Source organism: Corallococcus sicarius (assembly GCF_003611735.1).
Taxonomy (GTDB): Bacteria; Myxococcota; Myxococcia; order Myxococcales; family Myxococcaceae; genus Corallococcus; species Corallococcus sicarius.
Window position 1 is genome coordinate 1 of the sequence record NZ_RAWG01000068.1, and the last position, 19,698, is coordinate 19,698.

General features: G+C 70.9%; 13 protein-coding genes. 9 read left to right on the plus strand and 4 right to left on the minus strand.

All coding sequences use genetic code 11. The features are described from left to right. The 3 genes from D7X12_RS13420 to D7X12_RS13430 all read right to left on the minus strand — a co-directional run. The coding region (locus tag D7X12_RS13420) for a pilus assembly protein (RefSeq protein WP_120625671.1) at window positions 1–1,673 on the minus strand (1,673 nt) is incomplete at its 3' end. Then, entirely contained in the window at window positions 1,652–2,449 is a 798-nt protein-coding gene (locus tag D7X12_RS13425; protein ID WP_120625672.1) for a TadE/TadG family type IV pilus assembly protein, read from the minus strand. The genes D7X12_RS13425 and D7X12_RS13420, both read right to left, overlap by 22 nt. A 99-nt stretch (window positions 2,450–2,548) precedes the next feature. Next, on the minus strand, window positions 2,549–5,602 hold the full coding sequence (locus tag D7X12_RS13430) for a helicase-related protein (RefSeq protein ID WP_120625673.1): 3,054 nt from the start codon (window positions 5,600–5,602) through the stop codon (window positions 2,549–2,551). Between the two features lie 270 nt (window positions 5,603–5,872). Here D7X12_RS13430 and D7X12_RS13435 point away from each other — a divergent pair, with 270 nt between their 5' ends. The 9 genes from D7X12_RS13435 (at window position 5,873) to D7X12_RS13475 (ending at window position 18,716) form a co-directional block, all read left to right on the plus strand. Then, complete coding sequence (locus D7X12_RS13435) at window positions 5,873–7,738, plus strand: sensor histidine kinase (protein ID WP_120625674.1); 1,866 nt, start codon at window positions 5,873–5,875, stop codon at window positions 7,736–7,738. A gap of 269 nt (window positions 7,739–8,007) precedes the next feature. Beyond that, window positions 8,008–9,873, plus strand: coding sequence for a cytochrome C (locus D7X12_RS13440; protein ID WP_208718997.1), 1,866 nt, complete (start codon window positions 8,008–8,010; stop codon window positions 9,871–9,873). Between the two features lie 30 nt (window positions 9,874–9,903). Then, on the plus strand, window positions 9,904–11,064 hold the full coding sequence (locus tag D7X12_RS13445; RefSeq protein ID WP_120625676.1) for an FIST signal transduction protein: 1,161 nt from the start codon (window positions 9,904–9,906) through the stop codon (window positions 11,062–11,064). Between the two features lie 5 nt (window positions 11,065–11,069). Continuing rightward, the gene (locus D7X12_RS13450) at window positions 11,070–14,033 is read left to right on the plus strand and encodes a response regulator (protein ID WP_120625677.1); all 2,964 of its coding nucleotides are present in this window, start codon (window positions 11,070–11,072) and stop codon (window positions 14,031–14,033) included. Further along, window positions 14,026–14,445, plus strand: a complete 420-nt coding sequence (locus D7X12_RS13455) for a response regulator (protein ID WP_120625678.1) — start codon at window positions 14,026–14,028, stop codon at window positions 14,443–14,445. The genes D7X12_RS13450 and D7X12_RS13455 overlap by 8 nt, the downstream gene beginning before the upstream one ends. Window positions 14,446–14,683: 238 nt before the next feature. Then, entirely contained in the window at window positions 14,684–15,562 is an 879-nt protein-coding gene (locus D7X12_RS13460) for a tryptophan 2,3-dioxygenase family protein (protein ID WP_120625679.1), read from the plus strand. Beyond that, on the plus strand, window positions 15,559–16,704 hold the full coding sequence (locus D7X12_RS13465) for an aminotransferase class V-fold PLP-dependent enzyme (protein ID WP_120625680.1): 1,146 nt from the start codon (window positions 15,559–15,561) through the stop codon (window positions 16,702–16,704). Before D7X12_RS13460 ends, D7X12_RS13465 begins: the two co-directional genes overlap by 4 nt. Then, entirely contained in the window at window positions 16,701–17,777 is a 1,077-nt protein-coding gene (locus D7X12_RS13470) for a methyltransferase (RefSeq protein ID WP_120625681.1), read from the plus strand. The genes D7X12_RS13465 and D7X12_RS13470 overlap by 4 nt, the downstream gene beginning before the upstream one ends. 270 nt (window positions 17,778–18,047) lie before the next feature. Next, window positions 18,048–18,716, plus strand: a complete 669-nt coding sequence (locus tag D7X12_RS13475) for a dienelactone hydrolase family protein (RefSeq protein WP_120625682.1) — start codon at window positions 18,048–18,050, stop codon at window positions 18,714–18,716. A gap of 81 nt (window positions 18,717–18,797) precedes the next feature. On the opposite strand, the gene D7X12_RS13480 is transcribed toward D7X12_RS13475, so the two are convergent. Continuing rightward, a complete protein-coding gene (locus tag D7X12_RS13480; RefSeq protein WP_120625683.1) occupies window positions 18,798–19,487 on the minus strand; it encodes a response regulator transcription factor in 690 nt (229 codons plus the stop codon). Window positions 19,488–19,698: the final 211 nt, after the last annotated feature.

The following is a 19,698-nucleotide window of genomic DNA, read 5'->3' on the forward strand; positions in this document are numbered from 1 at the left end:
GCGCCCGGAGATGGTGTCGTAGGTGGACGGGTCCATGGACGACACGTCGGCGTAGTGCGTGAAGCTGCCGGCGCCCGCGCCGCTGGCCCCGCCAGTGCCGAAGCCCGCGCTGCCGCCGGGCCGGTTGCGCCCGTGGAGCTGCCGCCCCGGAAGCCCGCCGCGTCCAGCTGGCGCAGCGCGGCCGCGTGTTCGGTGAAGCCCGCGGCGGACAGGCTGGCCGCGGGGCTGTCGTCGATGGTGCCCTCGGCGCTGGCGAGCGTCGCGCGCCAGAAGGGGTTGAGGAAGTTGGGAGGCTCGCGCCAGCCGCCGCCGTCCCCCGCCGGGCGGGGCCGGTGGTAGTAGGCGAGCCCCGCGGACAGGGCCACCTGGTTGCGCTGCACGTCCTCGCGGCCGGTGGGCTGGATGCGGCCCAGGGGGCTGGAGTTGTCGAAGTCCGTCTTCACGCCCGCGAAGTCGAACTGGAAGTAGAGGTTCCAGGGATCCGGCCGGGCGCGACGCGCGGGGCCCGCGTAGTCGCGCGACACCACCGCGTACAGCTTGGGCTGGCCATAGTCGTTGCGCCCCGGGTTGCCGCCCTGGAGCAGCCCCACGTTGAAGCCCACGGAGTAGGGCCAGATGCCCGGGCACACGTTGCACGCGCCCAGCGTGTGCCGCTCGTCCACGCGGTCGGTGCCCTCGGTGCCCTGGCCCGGCGCAGGGTGCGCGGAGTAGACGTGCTGGTCCTGCGGGGTCTGCTCCTCGTCGGACATCACCCAGGAGCCCTCCCCCGTCCCCGTGACGGGCTGGCCATTGACGGGGCACACGAACGTCCGCGACGCGCCGTGGTCGTGCGCCCACGAGTTGCGCCCGGAGATGGTGTCGTAGGTGGACGGGTCCATGGACGACACGTCGGCGTAGTGCGTGAAGCTGCCGGCGCCCGCGCCGCTGGCCCCGCCAGTGCCGAAGCCCGCGCTGCCGCCGGGCCGGTTGTGCACCCACGTCCAGCCCAGGCTGCCCATGGTGGCGTTGAGCGTGGCGCGGCCCTGGTTGCCGCCCGTCGGCAGCACCGCGCCGGCGGTGGCCGGGACCGTGCCGGTGCGCTCCTGGGTCATCAGGTCATCGTAGCTGTCCACGCCGCCGCTGCCGCCGCTGACCTCCATCAGCGACTTCGCGGCGCCCCCGGGCAGGGCCCGCAGGTCGGAGCCCGTCGCCTGGACGATGCGGTCCGCCAGCTGCTGATCCGTCAGGACGTTGCCCAGCAGGTTGCCGTACAGCACCAGCTCCGCCCGGAACAGGTCGCCCGCGGCGCCCTGGAGGATGCGCGTCTGGGTGCCCGCGAGATCGTCCGCCGCGGAGAAGGCCGCGTCGGGGATGGCGCAGCCGTTCTCGCGGGCCACCGCGTACTGCTGGCCGCTGTAGCTGATGAGGGACTGGGTGCCGGCCATGGCCACCATGTGGGCAATCTGGGCGCGGTTCATCACCGCGATGGCGTTGAACGTGCGCGCCACCGACACGGCCTGGCTGTAGGCCGCCGCGTCCGCCGCCATCTGGATCTCCACGCGCTCCTTCGCGCGCATCCCGAAGCCCAGCGTCATCAGCACCATCAACGTGAGCAGCAGGAGCGTGAGCGAGAACAGGACCAGCGCCTGTCCCCGGCCGCGCCCGCCATGCCTCAGAAGCCGTGCAGGCTGCATCCAGCGCCTCCGTTGAAGTTGTTCGCCTTCACCGGGCTCATCATCCGCATCGCCGCGTGCACCTGGATGGGGAACAGGTAGTGGCCCTGCTCGCTCCAGCGCACCATGCGCGCACCCAGGTCACCGCCGGGCCACTCGTCGTCACCCAGCTCCACGTCGGTGTCGTTCCACCAGTCCGACTTCTTCTGAGTGGGCATGAGCGGGTTCGCGTTCGTGTAGTTCTTCAGGCGGAAGTGGGCCAGGAACATCCGGCTCATCACCCAGTCCGCGAACGGGATGCGCATGTAGTACCAGGCCACCATGCGGATCTCGAGCGTGCGCTGCTGCAGCTCCGCCGCCGAGTTCGTCGGCACGTCGAACAGCAGGTCCTCGTTGCCCGCCAGGCTGCGCACCCAGCCCACGTTGGGCGACTCGCGGACGATCTCCACCATGGGCCCTTCCGTGAAGAGCGCGCCCTCGGTGCCGCGCACGCGCAGGTAGTTGCGCTCGCGGTCCGCGAAGGCCGCCGCCAGCTTCGGTCCCGTCGTGGTGGACGCCACCGTGGGCAGCATCGTCACCATCGCCGCGTGCGTCATCGCCTCGCAGCTGCCGTGGTTGAGGCTGCCCGCACGCACCGCGCGGTACACCGCCACCTGCGCCAGGATGCGGCCCTGCAGCAGCATGAAGAGCTGCAGCGTCCCCAGCACCAGGAACACCACCAGCGGCATGCACAACGCCGCTTCCACGGCGGCCTGTCCGGATTCGCGATGCCGCCGTTGGGGGTCGGAGGAGGCCATGGGGGGTATAGGCTTCCTCCTAGATTCTTGCTGATTGGGGAATCGGTCAAATGGCCGGAATGGGATGGGACGCCATTTCCATTCCGGTCCAACGGTTATTCAACGATTCAGGCTGAATCCGCACGCCGCATCCAGCACCACGCGTGCGCCCGCGAGCGCCTCCAGCAGCCGCCCATAGTGTTGGCGCTCCGCGTCAACCTGGGACTCCACCGCCTCCGGGGGCAGGCCCTGATGGGAGAGGGAGAGGCGCAGGCGGGCCTCGGCGGCATCGCGCTCGGCCTCCAGCGCCTTCCGGGCCTTGCTCGCGCGCCGGGCCAGCTCCTCCTGGGCGGCGGCCTGGGCCACGGGGAGCGCGGCGTCCACGAAGGGGCCGAAGCCGGGGAAGGCCTGGTGCACTTCGTCACCCTTGAGGGCGCGGCCCTCCGCCTCCAGCGCGGGCAGCACGGCCGGGTCCGCCACGGGGCCCTCCGGGCCGTCCACCACGGCGACGGGCAGCAGGGTGCGTTCCATGAAGCGCGCCAGCTGGCGGCTGGGCACGCGCGCGCCCGGGGAGGTGTCCTCGGGCTCCGGGAGCTGGACGTGGAAGAGCAGCTCCAGGCCGCGCGCCGGCTTCTTCAGGCCGCGCTTCTCGATGAGGCGGAAGCCGCTGCGGCCGTAGGGCCCGTCCTTGAGGAAGCCGAACAGCGCCTCCACCAGCGGGTGGCCGGTGGCGAAGTACTCCAGTTCCTCCGCCTCCACGGCGGTGTCGCGCCAGAAGGTGCCCAGCAGCGTGCGGTCCTGCATCACGTCGATGCCGGGCAGCCCTTCGACATTGAGCGCGTGGCCGAACTGGAAGGCCACCTGGAAGGCCTCCACCTGCTCGTCGGTGTCCACGCTGATGCCCACGCGGCGCGCCAGCTCCGTGACGGTCTCCTCCAGCCGCTCGTCCAGGTCGCGCGCCACGCTCCAGAGGCCGTCCTCCAGCGGCGGGGCCTCCTCGTCGTCGTCGTCCGGTTCGGGCGCCTCCTCTCCCATGCGCTCGTGCGCGCGGGCCACCAGCTTCGCGACGGCGGGCTTGTCGAAGCTGCGCACGTCCAGCAGCGGGTCATACGCGCGCGTCACCTGCGCGCGCGCCGCCTCCACGCGCGTCTTCAGTTCGGCCGCGTACGCGACGCGCGCCTCGCGGGGCAGCAGGGCCAGCTCCGCGATGCGGTCCTCCACCTCCTCCAGCACCGCGTCCAGGCCGCCCACCGTCTCACCGAAGACGCCCACGGCGTCCGCCAGCAGCATCAGCACGTCCGACGCGAGCGTGCCCGCGGGGTCGAAGACGTGGATGTCCACCGGGTGCGTCTGGCCAATGCGGTCCAGGCGGCCGATCCGCTGCTCCACCGTGGAGGGGCTCCACGGCAGGTCGTAGTGCACCAGGTGGTGCGCGAACTGGAAGTTGCGGCCCTCGCCGCCCACCTCCGTGCAGAGGAGCACCTTGGGCCCCTCCGGGTCGCGGAAGCGCGCCACCTGCCGGTCGCGCTCCAAGAGCGGCAGGTCGCCGTGGTAGCCCAGCGCCTCCACGCCCTCGCGCGACAGCTCCGACTGGAGCGACTCCAGCGTGTCGCGGCTCTCCGTGAAGACGAGCACCTTCGCGCGCGGCTCCGCCTTCCACACGTCGCGCAGCACGCCCACGAACGCGAGGAACTTCGCGTCCCGGCCGGGCAGCTTGAGGTCCGCCTCCTTCAGCGCGGGGTTCGCCCGCACGGCGCCCGCGAACGCCGCGGGGCTGGACTCCAGGCGCCGGAGCACGTTGGCCAGCGGCGCGCCTCGCAGCGTGCCCTTCGCCAGCGTGCCGAGCGCGGCGTCGCGCGCCTGCAGCTCCTCCGGCGTGGGGCTCACCGGGTGCCGGTGCAGCCTTCGCGTGGAGAAGCCGCCCACCACCGCGCGCCGGTTGCGCACCAGCCGGTCCGACAGGCTGTACGTCTCCGCCAGGTGCGCGAGCAGCGCCTGCGGCTCCTTCAACGTCTGAAGGCGCGCGTCCTCCGGGAAGCGCTTCGCCAGCGCCGCCACGGCGGCCTTCGCGCCCTTGCTGCCCTCCAGCAGCGCACGCACCGCGGCGGACAGCTCCTCCTGGCGTTGCAGCCGCTCCTCGAAGCCCTTCACCGAGGGCGCGGTGGTGGCGTCGATGAGGGTGAGCAGCCCGTGGTACTCCGCCGGGTCCAACTGCATGGGCGTGGCGGTGAGCAGCAGCAGGCCCCAGCTGTTCGCGGCCAGCCCCTGCGCGGCGGCGAAGGCCTTCTCGCCCTTCAGGTGGTGCGCCTCGTCGATGATGACCAGGTCCCAGAAGGCGTCCTCGGCCCCCACCTCCTCGCGGTGCTCGCGCGTGCGGCTGAGCAGCTCCAGGCTCGTCACCACCAGCGGGAAGCGCGCCCACGGCGACACGTCCGGGGCCTCCGTCAGCGACTGCTCGTAGCGGTCCGAATCCATCAGCGTGAAGAGCTGGTTGAACTTGTGGAACAGCTCCACCAGCCACTGCACGGTGAGGTGGCTGGGCGCCACCACCAGACACCTGCGCGCAAGGCCCACCAGCCGCAGCGCGCTGAACACCATGCCCGCTTCAATCGTCTTGCCCAGGCCCACCTCGTCCGCCAGCACGAAGCGCGGCCGGCGCGCGGACAGCACCCGCTGCACCACGCCCACCTGGTGCGGCTTCACCATCACCCGGCTGGCCAGCAGCGCCCCCAGCGCGTCGCCCCGGCGCTCGTCGTCCAGCACCAGCGCCTGCTTGCGCAGCATGAACGCCTTCGCGTCCCCCACCCGCCCGTCGCGCAGCGTGGAGAGCAGGTCCGAGCGCGGCGCCAGCGCGCGCACCTCCGACTCCGGCAGCTCGTCCTCCTCGCCGGAGTCCTCGAAGCGCACCACGTAGCGGCGAAGGCCGCGCGCGCCGGGCTCCTCGCCCAGGATGGTGGCCTTGCGCCCCTTCGGGGTCTGGATGGGTTCGCCCTTCGGCAGCGGGTACGGCACCAGCGCCCCACCCCGGGTGGAGACCAGCACCGGCGCGTCCTCGCGGGACGGGAAGGCGATGAGCGCCTTGGCGCCCTCCTCCTGGAGCGACACCAGATGCCCCACGCCCCACTCGGGCTGCGGGAGGTAGCGGACCTTCAGACCTTCGACGAGAGACGCCATAGAGGAGCAACAACCGGGTGCGAAGAGGGGGGCGCTCCATAACGTCCTGGCGCCCGGAAGGCCATTTCACGGGCGCTCGGGAAGGCACACCCCCTGGCCGCCTGCTCGGGAGCACGCCCCGCACCAAAACCCGCCTAATCCGACATGTCAGCAATCCATGGGTAAAAGGGCACCCTGCCCGGGAGTGCGATGTTACTCAGCCTACTTTTTCAGTGATGCTGGCGATCCTTCTGCACAGCTGCACTCGGTGCCGTCGGGGGGGAGTGCCACATGTTGCGTCAATGGACCTTCGCACAGAGGGTGGGGGCCGGTTTGTCCGTGTGCCTGCTGGCCGGACTGTTCCTGCTCGTCACGCTGGTGGTCACGGCCCGCACCCTGGCAGTGGGCGACGTCGACTCCCTCCACCGCGCCTCTGACGTGCGCGCGCTCGTCGCGGGGCTGCTGGGCCTGGGCTGCGTGACGGCGCTGGCGATGGTGCTGCGCAACGCCCTGGGCCCCATGCACGCCGAGCGGCTCCAGAGTGAACAGCGGTTGCACCTGTTCATGGATGGCGTGTCGGACTACGCGCTGTGCTTCCTGGAGCCGGACGGCGCGGTGTCCTGCTGGAGCACCGGCGCGGAGCGGCTCACGGGCTGGGCGGCGGCGGACATCGTGGGCCAGGGCGTGGAGGTGCTGCACGCGCCGGACGCGGTGGGCCGGGGGCAGCCGGCCTCCTACCGCGAGCGGGCCGCGCGCGAGCGGCGCCTGCAGTCCGAGGGCTGGCGGTTGCGCAAGGACGGCTCGCGCTTCTGGGCGGAGACGCTGCTCACCGCGCTGTACGACGAGACGGGCCGGCTGCAGGGCTTCGCGGAGGTGACGCGCGACATCACCGAGCGCAGGCGCACCGAGCGCATGCAGTCGCTGCTCGCCGAGGCCGGCCGCGTCCTGCAGTCCCAGGCCGGCGCTGATTCCCTGGGCACCGCCCTCACCCGGCTGTGCGTGCCGGAGATCGCGGACGCGTGCGTGCTCTACCTCCCGGACGAGAACGGCCACGTGCACCCCGGCGCGGTGGCGTGCGCAGACACGCTCACCCAGGCGCGGCTGTGGGAACCGCTCTTGCGCACGCTCACACCGGAGGAGCCCGGCCCCGCCCGCGTCGTCCACACCGGCCGCGCGGAGCGCTTCGAGGACGTGGACCCCACCCGGCTGCCCGGCGCCGTGAGCCACAGCGCCTACGGCGAGCTGTGGCGCGCGCTGGGCGTGCGCTCCGCCCTGAGCGTGCCGCTCGTCGTGGACGGCCGCGTGCTGGGCGCGCTGTGCCTGCTGTCCACCCAGCCGCACCGCCGCTACGGCGCGGTGGATCAGGCCTTCGTGGAGGAGCTGTCCGCGCGGGCCGCGCTCGCGCTGGACAACGCCCGCCTCCTCGCGGCGACGCAGGGCGCGCTGGAGCTCATCGGCGTGGCCGCGCACGATTTGGGCAACCCGCTGAGCTCGCTCCAGCTGCGCCTGCGCCGCCTGCGCCTGCAGTGCGCCCCCGCCCACGCCCCGGACCCGCGGCTGCGCGAGGGCCTGCTGCTGGCCGAGGACGAGACGAAGCGCCTGGGCCGGCTGGTGCACAACCTGCTGGACCTGTCGCGGCTGTCCGGCGGCCGGCTGGAGCTGGAGTCCCGGCCCATGGACCTGGCGGAGCTGGCGCACGAGGTGGTGGCCCGCCACGAGGACCAGGCCGCCGCCGCCGGCTGCGCCCTCACCGTCCACGCCCGCGGCGCCGCCCCCGGCCGGTGGGACCGCCAGCGGTTGGACCGCGTCCTCACCAACCTGGTCAGCAACGCCCTCAAGTTCGGCCGGGGCCAGCCGGTGGAGGTGTGCGTGGAGGTAGACCCTGACGCCCGCCGCGCCCGGCTCGTCGTGCGTGACCACGGCGCCGGCATCCCCCAGGAGGACCAGTCCCGCCTCTTCGCCCGCTTCGAGCGGGTCACGACGGACAGCCGCGCCCCCGGCTTCGGCCTGGGCCTCTACATCGTCCGCCAGCTCGTGGAGGCCCACGGCGGCACCATCCGCGTCCACAGCCGCCCGGGAGAGGGCGCTGAGTTCATCGTCGAACTCCCGGCTACCCTGGAAGCACCGGTAGATGTGGCTTCCGCGATTCGCGCATGACCCTCCCGGGTGGGTTGCGCCCCAGGCACCCCTCCCATCCAGTCTCAAACACTCGGGATTCGCCTCTGAGCGGAAAAATTCTCAGAAGTTGAACCCTGCGGTGGATTACGGATATTCTTCGTACGGCTAAAACTACTTGCTCCCGGTAAAAACCGGGTTCGAGTCGGCCCTGCCCCTACCGTCCCCCCAGACGTAAGGGCATCAAGGGTCCCCTGGCCGCGACACTTCTACTGGAAGCGTCCGCTATCACGCGTACGAGGAGTACCCCCATGGGCGCAGTTGGAACTTTTCAGGCGCGGTCCGCGCGCACCACCTCCCGCTCGGCTTCCGCCGTCCCGATGGCGCTGCTCGCCGGCCTCTCCGGCCTGGCGCTCGCCTGCGGTGGACCGGAGGACGCCCTGGACCCGCAGGCCCCTGCCTCCCAGGACGCGCTCAGCACCCAGTCCCAGGCCCTGAGCGACGAGCGGCGCCCGGGCGGCCACGGCAACCCCGGCAACAGGGCGGTGGGGCTCGCGCTGGAAGTGGAGAACGGTGAGGGCGTGCCCCTGAAGGTGAAGGCCGGGCAGACCTTCTATGTGAACCAGATCGACCTGCGCGCCTTCATCAACACGACGGTGGACCAGGGCGTGTCCGGCCTGCGCAAGAACAGCGACTTCGCGGCGCTCGGCTGGGGCGGCCTGCGCAAGGCAGACGAGGAGTTCGTCGGCCTGTCCAACCCCGACGGCACCTTCACCCGCCGCAGCTTCTACCGCGACGCGGCCTGGATGAAGGTCCCCAGCGTCTTCACCGTGGAGCCCGTGGACGCGCGCGGGGTGCTCACCGGCACGCCGGTGCTCCTGCACGTCGGCAGCGACAACAAGCGCCGCGCGGAGCGCGACGACTTCTTCATCCGCCGCATGCGCGCCATCCAGTGGACGCGCGACTGCGTCAGCCTCACGGACTGCACCGGCGCCAAGGCCTTCGAAGAGGAGGCGCTGGTGGAGCTGCGCAACGCGTACGACCACGCGAAGCAGCAGACCTTCAGCTTCCGCCCGAACACGCGCGGCCTGCGCCTGCGCTGGAGCCTGCGCCCGTTCGCCCCCTACTTCATCCCCGTCACCCAGGAGGCCTCGCCCGCGTTCGGCTACGGCTTCGGCATCGACATCAAGGCGCTGACCGCCGCCCGCCAGGACGGCACCTATGCCCCGGGTACGGATGTAACTTTCCAGCTCACCTTGAAGGACGGTCAGGGCCAGCGGCTGCACCCCGCCGGCAGCCTTCCAACCTACAATGAGGTCGCACCGCCGGGCGCCCCCGGCCACGAGTCCGGCATCCAGTACTATCGGGCCTTCTTCGACGCGACGACGACCTACTACCGCCGCAAGCACCGTGAACGGATGATGATGACGCAGCTCATCGGGCCGGCGCAGGACATCCAGCCCATCCGGAGCATCGTCGACCTGGAGGCCTTCCTGGACGACTCCCAGGACGTGCAGACCATCGCCACCCCGGCGCGCGACGGCGTCTACGCCCAGTTCATGACCTTCCCGCCCGCCAACAAGCTCTTCGGCGGTGCCTTCTTCCCCACGGAAGGCCGCTGGGACGCGCCCGTGAGCGACACCTGGACGTACAGCCTGCCCGCGGACGCGAAGCCGGGCACCTACCTGGTCACCGCCAAGGCCCGCCGCGTGTTCCTGGGCGAGGACGTCCCGGCGTCCCGCACCATCGAAATCCAGGTGGGTACCCCCACGCACACGGAGGCGAAGCTGACCACCGGCCCCTGCACCAGTTGCCACAGCAAGGGCGGCGAACTCAGCCAGGTGGCGCATGCGAACGACAACCGCGCCGCGTGCGCGACGTGCCATGCTCCGCTGGGCTTCGAACTGGAAGGGCCCATCTTCGTCCGCACGCACTTCATCCACTCGCGCTCCAACCGCTTTGACGCGCCCCTGGAGAAGTGCACCTCCTGCCACCTGGAGAAGGAGACCACGCAGCGCACGAGCAAGGCCGCCTGCCTGTCGTGCCACAAGAGCTACCCGGACAGCCACGTGGCGAAGTTCGGCCCCATCGAAAGCATGTACGTCGGCGGGGGACGTGAATCGTTCCAGCAGTGCACCGGCAGTTGTCACAAGACGCACCCCGGCAGCGGCTTCTAGCCCCCGGCCGGGTTCGCAAGGAGGTCCGACATGGCCCACGTGAAGATGCAGACGGCTCGTTCCACCCTCATGGATCCCGTCGCGGCCGCAGAGGACCTCCTGCGCCAGCTTCACGGCCCCCCGCCGAAGCTGGTGACGCTGTTCGCCTCCCGTCAGCGCGATCAGCGTGCGCTCAACCGCGCGGTGCGCGAGCGGCTCCCGAAGGACACCCGGCTCGTGGGCGCCACCACGGGCGGGGAGCTGGACAACAACGGCATCCACAGCAACAGCGTGGTGCTGGGCGCGCTCTCCGGTGACTTCGAAGTCGGCCTGGGCCTGGGCAGCGGGCTCACCGGGGACGCCATCGCCGCGGGCGCCCAGGCCATCAAGCGCGCGTGCGAGGAGCTGGGCGTGCGCCAGCAGGACCTGGACGCGCGCCGGTATGTCGGCCTCGTGATTGACGACGGCTTCCGCTACAAGAAGGAAGAGCTGCTGCTGGGCATCCTGGAGAAGAACCAGACGCTGGTGCTCGTGGGCGGTGGCGCCAGCGACTCGGAGCCGGACCCGGCGCGCCAGTCCGCGCTCATCCACGTGGACGGCGAGGTGGCCGGCGACGGCGTGCTCGTGGCCCTGTTCAAGACCAGCGCCCCCTGGGCCGCGCTGCGCTCGCACTGGTACGTGCCCACCGGCGAGCGGCTCACCATCACCAAGGTGGATGAGACGCACACGCGCGCGCTCGAAATCGACGGGCAGCCCGCCGCGAAGCGCTACGCCGAAATCCTGGGCGTCACCCCGGACGAGCTGGAGTTCGGCAAGCCCAAGGGCTTCGCCGTGCGCCCCACCGCCCTGAAGGTGGGCCGCGAGTACTTCATCCGCGCCGCGTGGCGCCCCCTGGACGACGGTTCCATCCTCTTCGCCAACCTCCTGGAGGAGGGCAGCGAGCTGGACCTGATGAAGGCCGGGGACCTGGCGGGCATGACGCGGGACTTCTTCGCGGAGGAGCTGCCCAGGCGCGTGCAGAACCCCCAGGCCGCCCTCCTGTTCCACTGCAGCGGACGCATGTGGTACGCGAACGCCACCGGTGTGGTGCCCCAGCTCTCCGAAGCGTTGAAGCTCGCACCGTCCGCTGCTGGGATGAACGTGCAGTTCGAGATCTACTCGGGGTTCCACATCAACACCACGCTGACCGTGCTGGCGTTCGGGTCCAACTAGACACAATGGCCAACCAACTCGACGTGGCGCCCCCGGAATCCCCCCTGGGCTACACCCTGGCGTTGCTGCTGGTGGGCAGCGAGCGTGAGACGCGCGCCATGCGCGACGCGCTGGAGCGGGAGGACATCCTCTCCATGCTCACCTACGAGCACGCCTGCTCGGTGGAGGCCCTGGACACCGCGATGGAGCGCCCGTGGGCGCTGGTGCTCGCCGGCTCGGAGCTGCCGGGGCTGAACTGGGAGGGCATCCAGGCGGCCTGGGTGAAGCGCGGGCAGGAGCTCACCTTCGTGGTGAGCACCCCCACCTGGAGCGCGGAGACGCTCGGGGCCGCCATGCGCGCCGGCGCGCGCGACTACGTCACCGAGGACCGCTTCGGCCACCTGCCCTTCGTGGTGGCGCGCGAGCTGCGCCTGCACGCCGAGCGCGCCCAGCACCAGCTGACGGGCGTGGAGCTGAAGCGGACCAACTACCTGCTCAGCAACATCATCGACGCGCTGCCCTTCGTGCTGTTCGTGAAGGACGCCCAGACGCGCCGGCTGGTGGTGGCCAACAAGACCTTCGCGGACGCCTTCAAGGTCACCAAGGAATGGCTGCTGGGGAAGCTGGACCACGACTACTTCCCTCGCGAGCAGGCGGACTCGTTCGTCGCCATCGACACGGAGATCCTCGAAACGCGGCAGATGAAGACGTTCGAGGAGGTGGCGCGCGCGGACGGCCAGGACCGCATCTTCGCCACGCGCAAGATCCCCCTCGTGGATGACCAGGGCGTCGCCCGCTTCGTGATGGGCGTCACCGACGACATCACCGAGCGCAAGCAGAACGAGGCGATGCTGCGCGCCTCCAAGGAGGAGCTGGAGGCGGCCAACAAGCAGCTCGCCGCCAGCCTGGAGGAGATCAAGAAGACGCGCGCGGTGTCCGCCCGGTCGCTCGCCAGCTACCAGCAGCGCGCGCTGCAGATGGAGATCATCCGTCAGCAGAACGAGGACCTGGACCGCCTGGCCCAGGAGCTCTCCGTCGCCAAGCGCAACGAGGAGGAGCGCGCCCGCGAGGCCGAAGGCGCCGTGCGCCTCAAGAGCGAGTTCCTGGCGAACTTCAGCCATGAAATCCGCACGCCGCTCAACGGCATCATCGGCTACTGCGACCTCTTGATGCGCGAGGAGGGCAGCCGCCTGACGCCGCACGGCCGGCGCGACCTCAACGTGGTGAAGACGAACGCCAAGACGCTGCTGGCGCTCATCAACGACATCCTGGACCTGTCCAAGATTGAAGCGGGCCGCGTGGAGGTCGTCACCGAGCCGGTGGACGTGCAGGAGCTGGCCGACGAGTGCATGGCCACGGTGAAGGAGTACCTCAAGGGCAAGGACGTGGCCCTCACCGTGTTCGTGGACGAGCCGGCGCGCGAGGTGCGCACCGACGCGCTGAAGCTGCGGCAGATCATGCTCAACCTCCTGAGCAACGCGGCCAAGTTCACCGACACGGGCGAGGTGGCGCTCACGGTGGTCAGCTCCGGCGGCGGTGAGATGCTGATGACGGTGGAGGACACCGGCGTGGGCATCCCCGCCGACCAGCTCCCCTTCATCTTCGAGAAGTTCCGCCAGGTGGACGGCTCCACCACGCGCAAGGTGGGCGGCACGGGGCTGGGGCTCGCCATCGTGCGCGAGTTGACGCGCGTGCTGGGCGGCACCGTGGACGTGACGAGCACGCTGGGGCGCGGCTCCACCTTCACGGTGCGGCTGCCGGACGTGCTCGCGACCACCGTGGGCGCCAACAGCCCGCATGCCACCGAGCGGCTGGTGCCGGTGCAGGACGTGGCCATGAAGCTCGCGCCCATGGCGCGGCCGGGCAGCACGGTGCTGGTGGTGGACGATGATCCGCTCATCCAGCAGCTCGTCACCGGGCAACTGGAGCCCGCGGGCTTCAAGGTCGTGACGGCGGATGACGGCATCGCCGCGCTGAAGCTCGCGCGGGAGTTGAAGCCGCAGGCCATCCTGCTGGACATCCACCTGCCCCGGATGGACGGCTGGTCGGTGTTGAGCCAGCTCAAGAGCGAGCCCGCGCTCGCGGGCATCCCGGTCATCCTCGTGTCGGTGGAGGAGCAGCGCGCGCGCGGCTTCAGCCTGGGCGCGTGCGAGTACCTGGTGAAGCCGGTGGAGCCGGAGCGGCTGGTGGAGGTGGTGCAGAAGAGCCTCGCCTCCGCGGGCGCCACGGCCGCCACGGGCGACGTGCTGGTGGTGGACGACGACGCGGCCACGCGCGAGCTGGTCAGCCGCAACCTGCGCCGCGCGGGCTTCTCCACCAACGAGGCGCGCAACGGCGAGGACGCGCTGCTCAAGGCGCGCGTGTCGCCGCCGTCCCTGGTGGTGCTGGACCTGATGATGCCGAACCTGGACGGCTTTGAAGTGCTGCGCCGGCTGCGCGCGGAGAAGCTGTCCGTGCCGGTGGTGGTGCTCACCGGCAAGACGCTCACCACCGACGAGGAGACGCTCCTGCGCGACGGCTTCGCCGGCTTCGTGCGCAAGGGCGGCCACGCGCTGGAGGACGTCATCTCCCAGGCGAAGGGCCTCCTGATGTCCCAGCGGGCCGCGAGCGCAGGGAAGCTGCCCCGCGTGCTGTACGTGGAGGACAGCGAGCAGAACCGCGACATCGTCCGCCGGTACCTGGGCGGACTGTATGACCTCATCGAGGCGGAGGACGGCGAGCAGGGCCTGGAGCGGGCCCGGAACGACGGGCCGGACCTCATCCTCATGGACCTGTCCCTGCCGAGACTCGACGGCTGGGAAGTCACCCGCAGGCTCCGGGCGTTGCCGGATGGGCAGAGCGTGCCCGTCATCGCCGTCACGGCGCACGCGGGCCGCGAGTACCAGGACAAGGCCCAGGCGGCCGGTTGCACCGCCTACCTGACCAAGCCCCTGGACCGCGAGCAGCTCATCGAGACGATTCGTCAGCATCTAGGGAGAAGCCATGGCTGAACCGAAACCGCGCGTCCTGGTCGTGGACGACGATCCGGACCTGCTCGACCTCGTACAGCGCTCACTGAGCGCGTACGGGTTCGACGTGCAGACCCACACGTCCGCGCTGGGCGTGTCCAACATCGTGCGCGCCTCCGAGCCGGACTTCGTGCTCATCGACGTGAACTTCCCCGCCCTCAAGGGGGACAAGGTCGTGGGCCTGGCGCGCCAGTACGCGCCCCCGGGCACCCGCTTCATCCTCTACTCCGCCTCGGATGAGGCCAAGCTGCGCTCGCTCGCCATCGCCTCCGGCGCGGACGGCTACATTTCCAAGAGCGTCCAGGGCGCGGACCTGGCCCAGAAGCTCAACGCCATGCGCTTGAAGCCCCGGACGGCCCCTCCAGCCCGGAATCCCTCCCCTATCGAGGGATGAGAATTACCCGGATTCTGGGTGAACCCACACCATGGGTGTGCCCGGCCCCCCCGGGTCACCCAGCCCCCCAGTGCCAGAATACTCTCGGAAAGTGATAGCCCGAGTGGTCTGCTGACTTGAAGTCCACAGAAAGACCTGTAAGGTAGTCGCTTCTAGAGTTTTACGCGCTCACTGTTCCCCCCGAACTGGGGCGCATTCCACCCACCTTCCGAATATCCCTGCGCCTCCCGGAGGGGACATGCACTCGTCGACCGATTACAGCCACGCCGAAAAGCTGAAGCATGAGCTGACGCAGCCGCTGTTCAACCCGATGTTGAAGAAGTGGGTGGGCAAGGGCGAGCTGGACTACGAGCGCTACCTGCAGACGCCCACGCTGTTGGGTCTGCAGTCGTCGGAAGCGGAGCGCGTGTCGCATGACGAGCTGATGTTCCAGATCGTCCACCAGTCCCAGGAGCTGTACCTGAAGCTGGCGTCGCGCGAGGTGGTGGAGGTGGTGGCGGAGATGGACCGCGACGCGCTGTGGGCCGTGGTCGCCCGGCTCGGGCGGGTGCAGAAGATCCTCCAGTGCATCAGCGCGGAGATGGCGGTGCTGGAGACGATGACGCCGGACTCGTACCAGGTCATCCGCCGCAGCCTGGGCAACGGCAGCGGGCAGGAGTCGCCGGGCTACAACACGTTCCGCCTGGCGGCGACGGGGCTGGAGTCCGCGGTGGAGCGGATGCTGGCGCGCCGGGGCGTGACGCTGCTGCAGGTCTACTCGGCCGGGGGGCCCGAGGACCTGAAGCACGTGTGTGAGAACCTGGTGACCATGGACGAGGGGTTCCAGGGCTGGCTGTACGCGCACTACCAGCTGGTGCGGCGCACCATTGGCGTGGACCGCTCCGTGAAGGCGCTGGACGGGCTGCCCACGCAGGTGCTGGCGGGCCGGATGACGCTGCCGCTGTTCCGCGCGCTGTGGGACGTGCGCGTGGAGATGACGGCGGGCTGGAAGCGCGAAGGCGGCTACGCGACGGGCGCGCACCGCTCGCCGGACGACCTGCGCGAGCAGGCTCGCGCGGGTGGCTGCCCCATGCACGCGCACGCGTCCTTCGGGCAGGAGCTGCGGAGCCACCCGTGAGCGGGGGGGTGCTCCCGGGGGCCGTTCGCGCCGAGTACCCCCTGCTCCAGAGCTGCACGTACCTCAACAGCAACTCCACCGGCGCGATGCCTCGCGCGGTGGAGGCAGTGCTCGCGCACTACTGGAACACGATGCGCGCGTGGCGCGATGACACCTGGGACGGGTGGCTGTCGCAGATGCAGGCGTACGCGGACGGCGTGGCGGGGCTCATCAGCGCGCCGGCAGGCTCCGTGGCGCTGGACGTGAACCTGAGCGCGCACCTGTCGCGCCTGGGCACGTGCCTGGACTTCAGCGGCGAGCGCCGCCGCGTCGTCGTCACCGACCTGGAGTTCCCCACGGTGCCCTTCATCTGGAAGGGCTTCGCGCGCTACGGGGCGGAGCTGGTGGTGGTGCCGTCGCGCGACGGCCGCGTGGACGAGGCCCTGCTGGAGGCCGCCATCGACGAGCGCACACGGCTGGTCTGCGTGTCGCACGGCGCGTTCGCCACCGGCGCGGTGCTGGATGTCGCGCGCGTGGCGAAGGCGGCGCACGCGGCCGGGGCACTCATCGCCACGGACGCGTACCAGACGGTGGGCACGGTGCCCGTGGACGTGCACGCGCTGGACGTGGACTTCCTCATGGGCGGCGCGCACAAGTGGCTGGGCGGCTCCGAGGCCGCGTTCCTCTACGTGCGCCCGGAGTTGCTGCCCACGCTGCGGCCCGCCGCCACCGGGTGGCTCGCCGGGGCCACGCCGCTCGCGTTCCAGGCCGCGGAGGACTTCGCGCCGGACGCGCGCCGGATGATGGGCGGCACGCCCGCGCCGCTGATGGTGCTCTTGTCCCAGCCGGGGCTGGAGCTGCTCAAGGGCGTGGGCATGGCCGCGGTGCGCGAGCACTCGCTGAAGCTCACGTCCCGCCTGATGGCCCGCGCGGATGAGGCGGGGCTGCAGGTCGTAACGCCGCGAGAGCCGCACCAGCGCGGCGGCGTGGTGGCGCTGCGCTTCCCGGGGGACGTGGACGTGATGAAGCGGCTGGTGGCGCGCGGCTTCATCTGCAGCCACCGGGGCTACCTCCGCGCGGCGCCGCACTTCTACAATACGCTGGAAGAGGTGGATGCCTTCATGGATGCCCTCGTCCACGAGCAGCGCAAGGAGGCCGCATGAGCGCCGCGACGTCATCAGCATCAACGTCGGCACCGTCGTCCCCTGCCCCGTCTCGGGAGGCCGCCTCGCCGCGCGCCCTGCTGCACCTGCTGTTCAACGGCGCGCGCGCGCTGGACGTGGTGGAGACGGCGCTGGGCCTGGGGCTGCTGGACGCGCTGGAGCCCGGGCCGGTGACGCTGGGGGAGTTGTCCGCGAAGCACGGGCTGGTGCCCACGCGGCTGTACAAGTTCCTCGACTGCCTGGAGAGCCTGGGGCTCGTGCGGCGCGAGCAGCCGTCGGACGCGCTGGAGGCGACGCGCTACTGGGGCGTGACAGGGCTGCGCGCGGCGGCGGACGCCGTGCTGGGCCCGCGCTCGCTGGAGCGCGACCGGGAGAAGTACGACTGGAAGGCGCTGCACGGCCGGCTGCCGGAGGTGCTGCGCGGCCAGCACGCGATGTCCGCGGCCTCCTTCGACTGGCCTCCGCGCACGCCCGAACAGGTGGAGGGCTTCGAGGCCAGCATGGCCGCGGGCCTGGGCCCCATCCTGGAGACGTTCCGCGCGCACGCGGGCGCGCTGTGGCCCTCCGGGGCGCGGCTGCTCGACGTGGGCGGCGGTGACGGCACGCTCGCGGAGCACCTGCTGCGCGAGCACGCGTCCCTGTCCGTGGACGTCTACAACCTGCCCGCCACCGAGCCGCTCGTCACGCGCACGCGCGAGCGCGCGGGGCTACCGGCGACGCGGCTGGGCTTCGTGGGCGGCGACTTCCTGCGCGAGCCCCTGCCGAAGGGCTACGACGCGCTGTCGTTCGTGCGCGTGCTGCATGACTGGCCCGCGGAGGTGGCGCGCTCGCTGATGCAGGCGGCCTTCGCGGCGCTGCCGTCGGGTGGCCGCGTGCTCATCTGCGAGGAGTTCCGCACCCCGGAGCGGCTGGCGGCCCAGTTCTTCTGGTCCTACTTCCTCATCGGCGTGGACGCGTGCTCAAGCCGGCTGCGCGAGGTGGAGTTCTACCTGGACGCGCTCACCGCCGCGGGCTTCACGCAGGCGCACGTGCGTCCCGGCCCCTTCGAACTGGTCGTGGCCACGAAGCCCTGAAACCCGGCCAGGGCCGCCTTCCCCCAGCGAAACGGTGTCGTACGGCCGACAGGCGGGCCCCCCGGGCAGATCACGAGGGGCCGGAGAGTGTTCAACTTGCCTTGAGTCGCAGTCAGCCAAACGCAGACGGGAGGAGCCTGTATGACAGGTCCCCGGTCAGGGACGGGGTTGAGGGCGGTAAGGCAGGATCACGGGACGCAAGAGGCACGGCAGTCGCCCGAGGCCCGTGGAGGCAGACCGGCGGCGCGCACCCATCTGGAGCGCGAGGTGATGGTGCCGGTGGATGACGCCGTCCTCCTCCGAGGGCGGCTGGCGGTGCCCGCGGGCGCCCGGGGCGTGGTGGTGCTGGCGCGAGGCAGCGACAGCAGCCGTCAGAGTCCCCGGCTCGCGCAGACCTCGCACCTGTTCCAGGCGATGGGACTGGGCACCCTGCTGTTGGACCTGCTCACCAGCGAGGAGATGGAGGAGCGCCGCACGCGGCAGCTTCGCTTCAACATGGGCCTGTTGGGCATGCGCATGGCGGGCGCGGCGCGGTGGCTGCAACGCGAGCCCGTCACCACCGGCCTGCGCGTGGGCTACTTCGGCGCGCACACCGGCGCGGGCGCGGCGCTGTCGGCCGCGGCCTTCCGTCCGGACTTCGTGGAGGCTGTCGTCTCCCGGGGTGGCCGGCCGGACCTGGCCGGAGCGGTGCTCCCCCGGGTGAAGGCCCCCACGCTGCTGCTGGTGGGCGGCGCGGACACGCTGGGCCTGGACATCAACCGCCGGGCCTACGCGGAGCTCCGGGCAAAGAAGCACATGGAGATCATCCCGGGGGCGACGCACCACTTCCAGGAAGACGCGGAGCTGGAGCAGGTGGCGGAACTCGCCGGTGAGTGGTTCCTCCAATACCTGGGACAGCCCCGGGACGACGCGGAGGAGGCGCCGGCTCCAGCGCCCTGAATGTTTCACGGAGGTATCAGGGATGTTTCAAGGGCGGCTTCCGCGCGTGAGCGGTGGCCGCTCTTCGGATGTCTGTCGCGCTCACGCCACCACGGGGCGCGTGATGCCCAGCTCACACGCCAGCACCGCGAGCTGCGCGCGGTTCTCCGGCCCCAGCTTGCGGTAGATGTTCGTCAGGTGGGCCTTCACGGTGCGCTCGGTGATGCCCAGGTGCGCGGCGATCTTCAGGTTGTCCGCGCCCGCCGCCACGAAGCCCAGCACCTCGCGCTCCCGGAGGGTGAGCTTGGACAGGGCAGAGCCCGACGGGGAGTAGTCCTCCAGGTGCAGGACGTTGGACTGGAGCATCTCCATGGGTAGCAGCCGCTCACCGCGCGCCACGCGCCCCACGGCCTGCACCAGCTCATCGCAGCTCACATTCAGCTTGCACAGGTAGCCCGCGGCCCCCGCCTGGAAGCACTGCTCCACGATGGCCGGCGCATGGTGCCCCGACAACACCAGCGCCCGCACCTGGGGATGGAAGTCGTGCAGGTCCTTCAGCACCACCAGGCCATCCTCCACGGCGGTGCGGCCCACGTGCTCCAGCCGCAGGTCCACCACGGCGACATGCGGCGCGGCGCTGCGCACCTGGGACAGGAAGGAGTTGATGTCCGCACACCGCGCCACGACCTTCATCCCCGCGCCCTCCAGGAGGGCCACCAGGCTCTCCCGGAAGAGGAGCTGATCCTCCAGCAGGGCCACCCGGATTTCCTGTCCCGCCGCACTCAGTTCCATGACGCCACCCTTGGCCTCCCCGCGGGCTTTGACAACCCCTGCGGGTGCTCCTGATTGAAGAGTTCTTTTTGCTTGTGGAACAACCTTCGGCGCCATTCCCAGCCAGAGCTGTTCCGCAGGCGATTGCAGGCCACCCCGTGGGGTTGGGAGTCTTTTTACCAGCGACCTTGCTGCCCTGTAACCCTCAACGAGGGTTGGAATGACGGAAGGC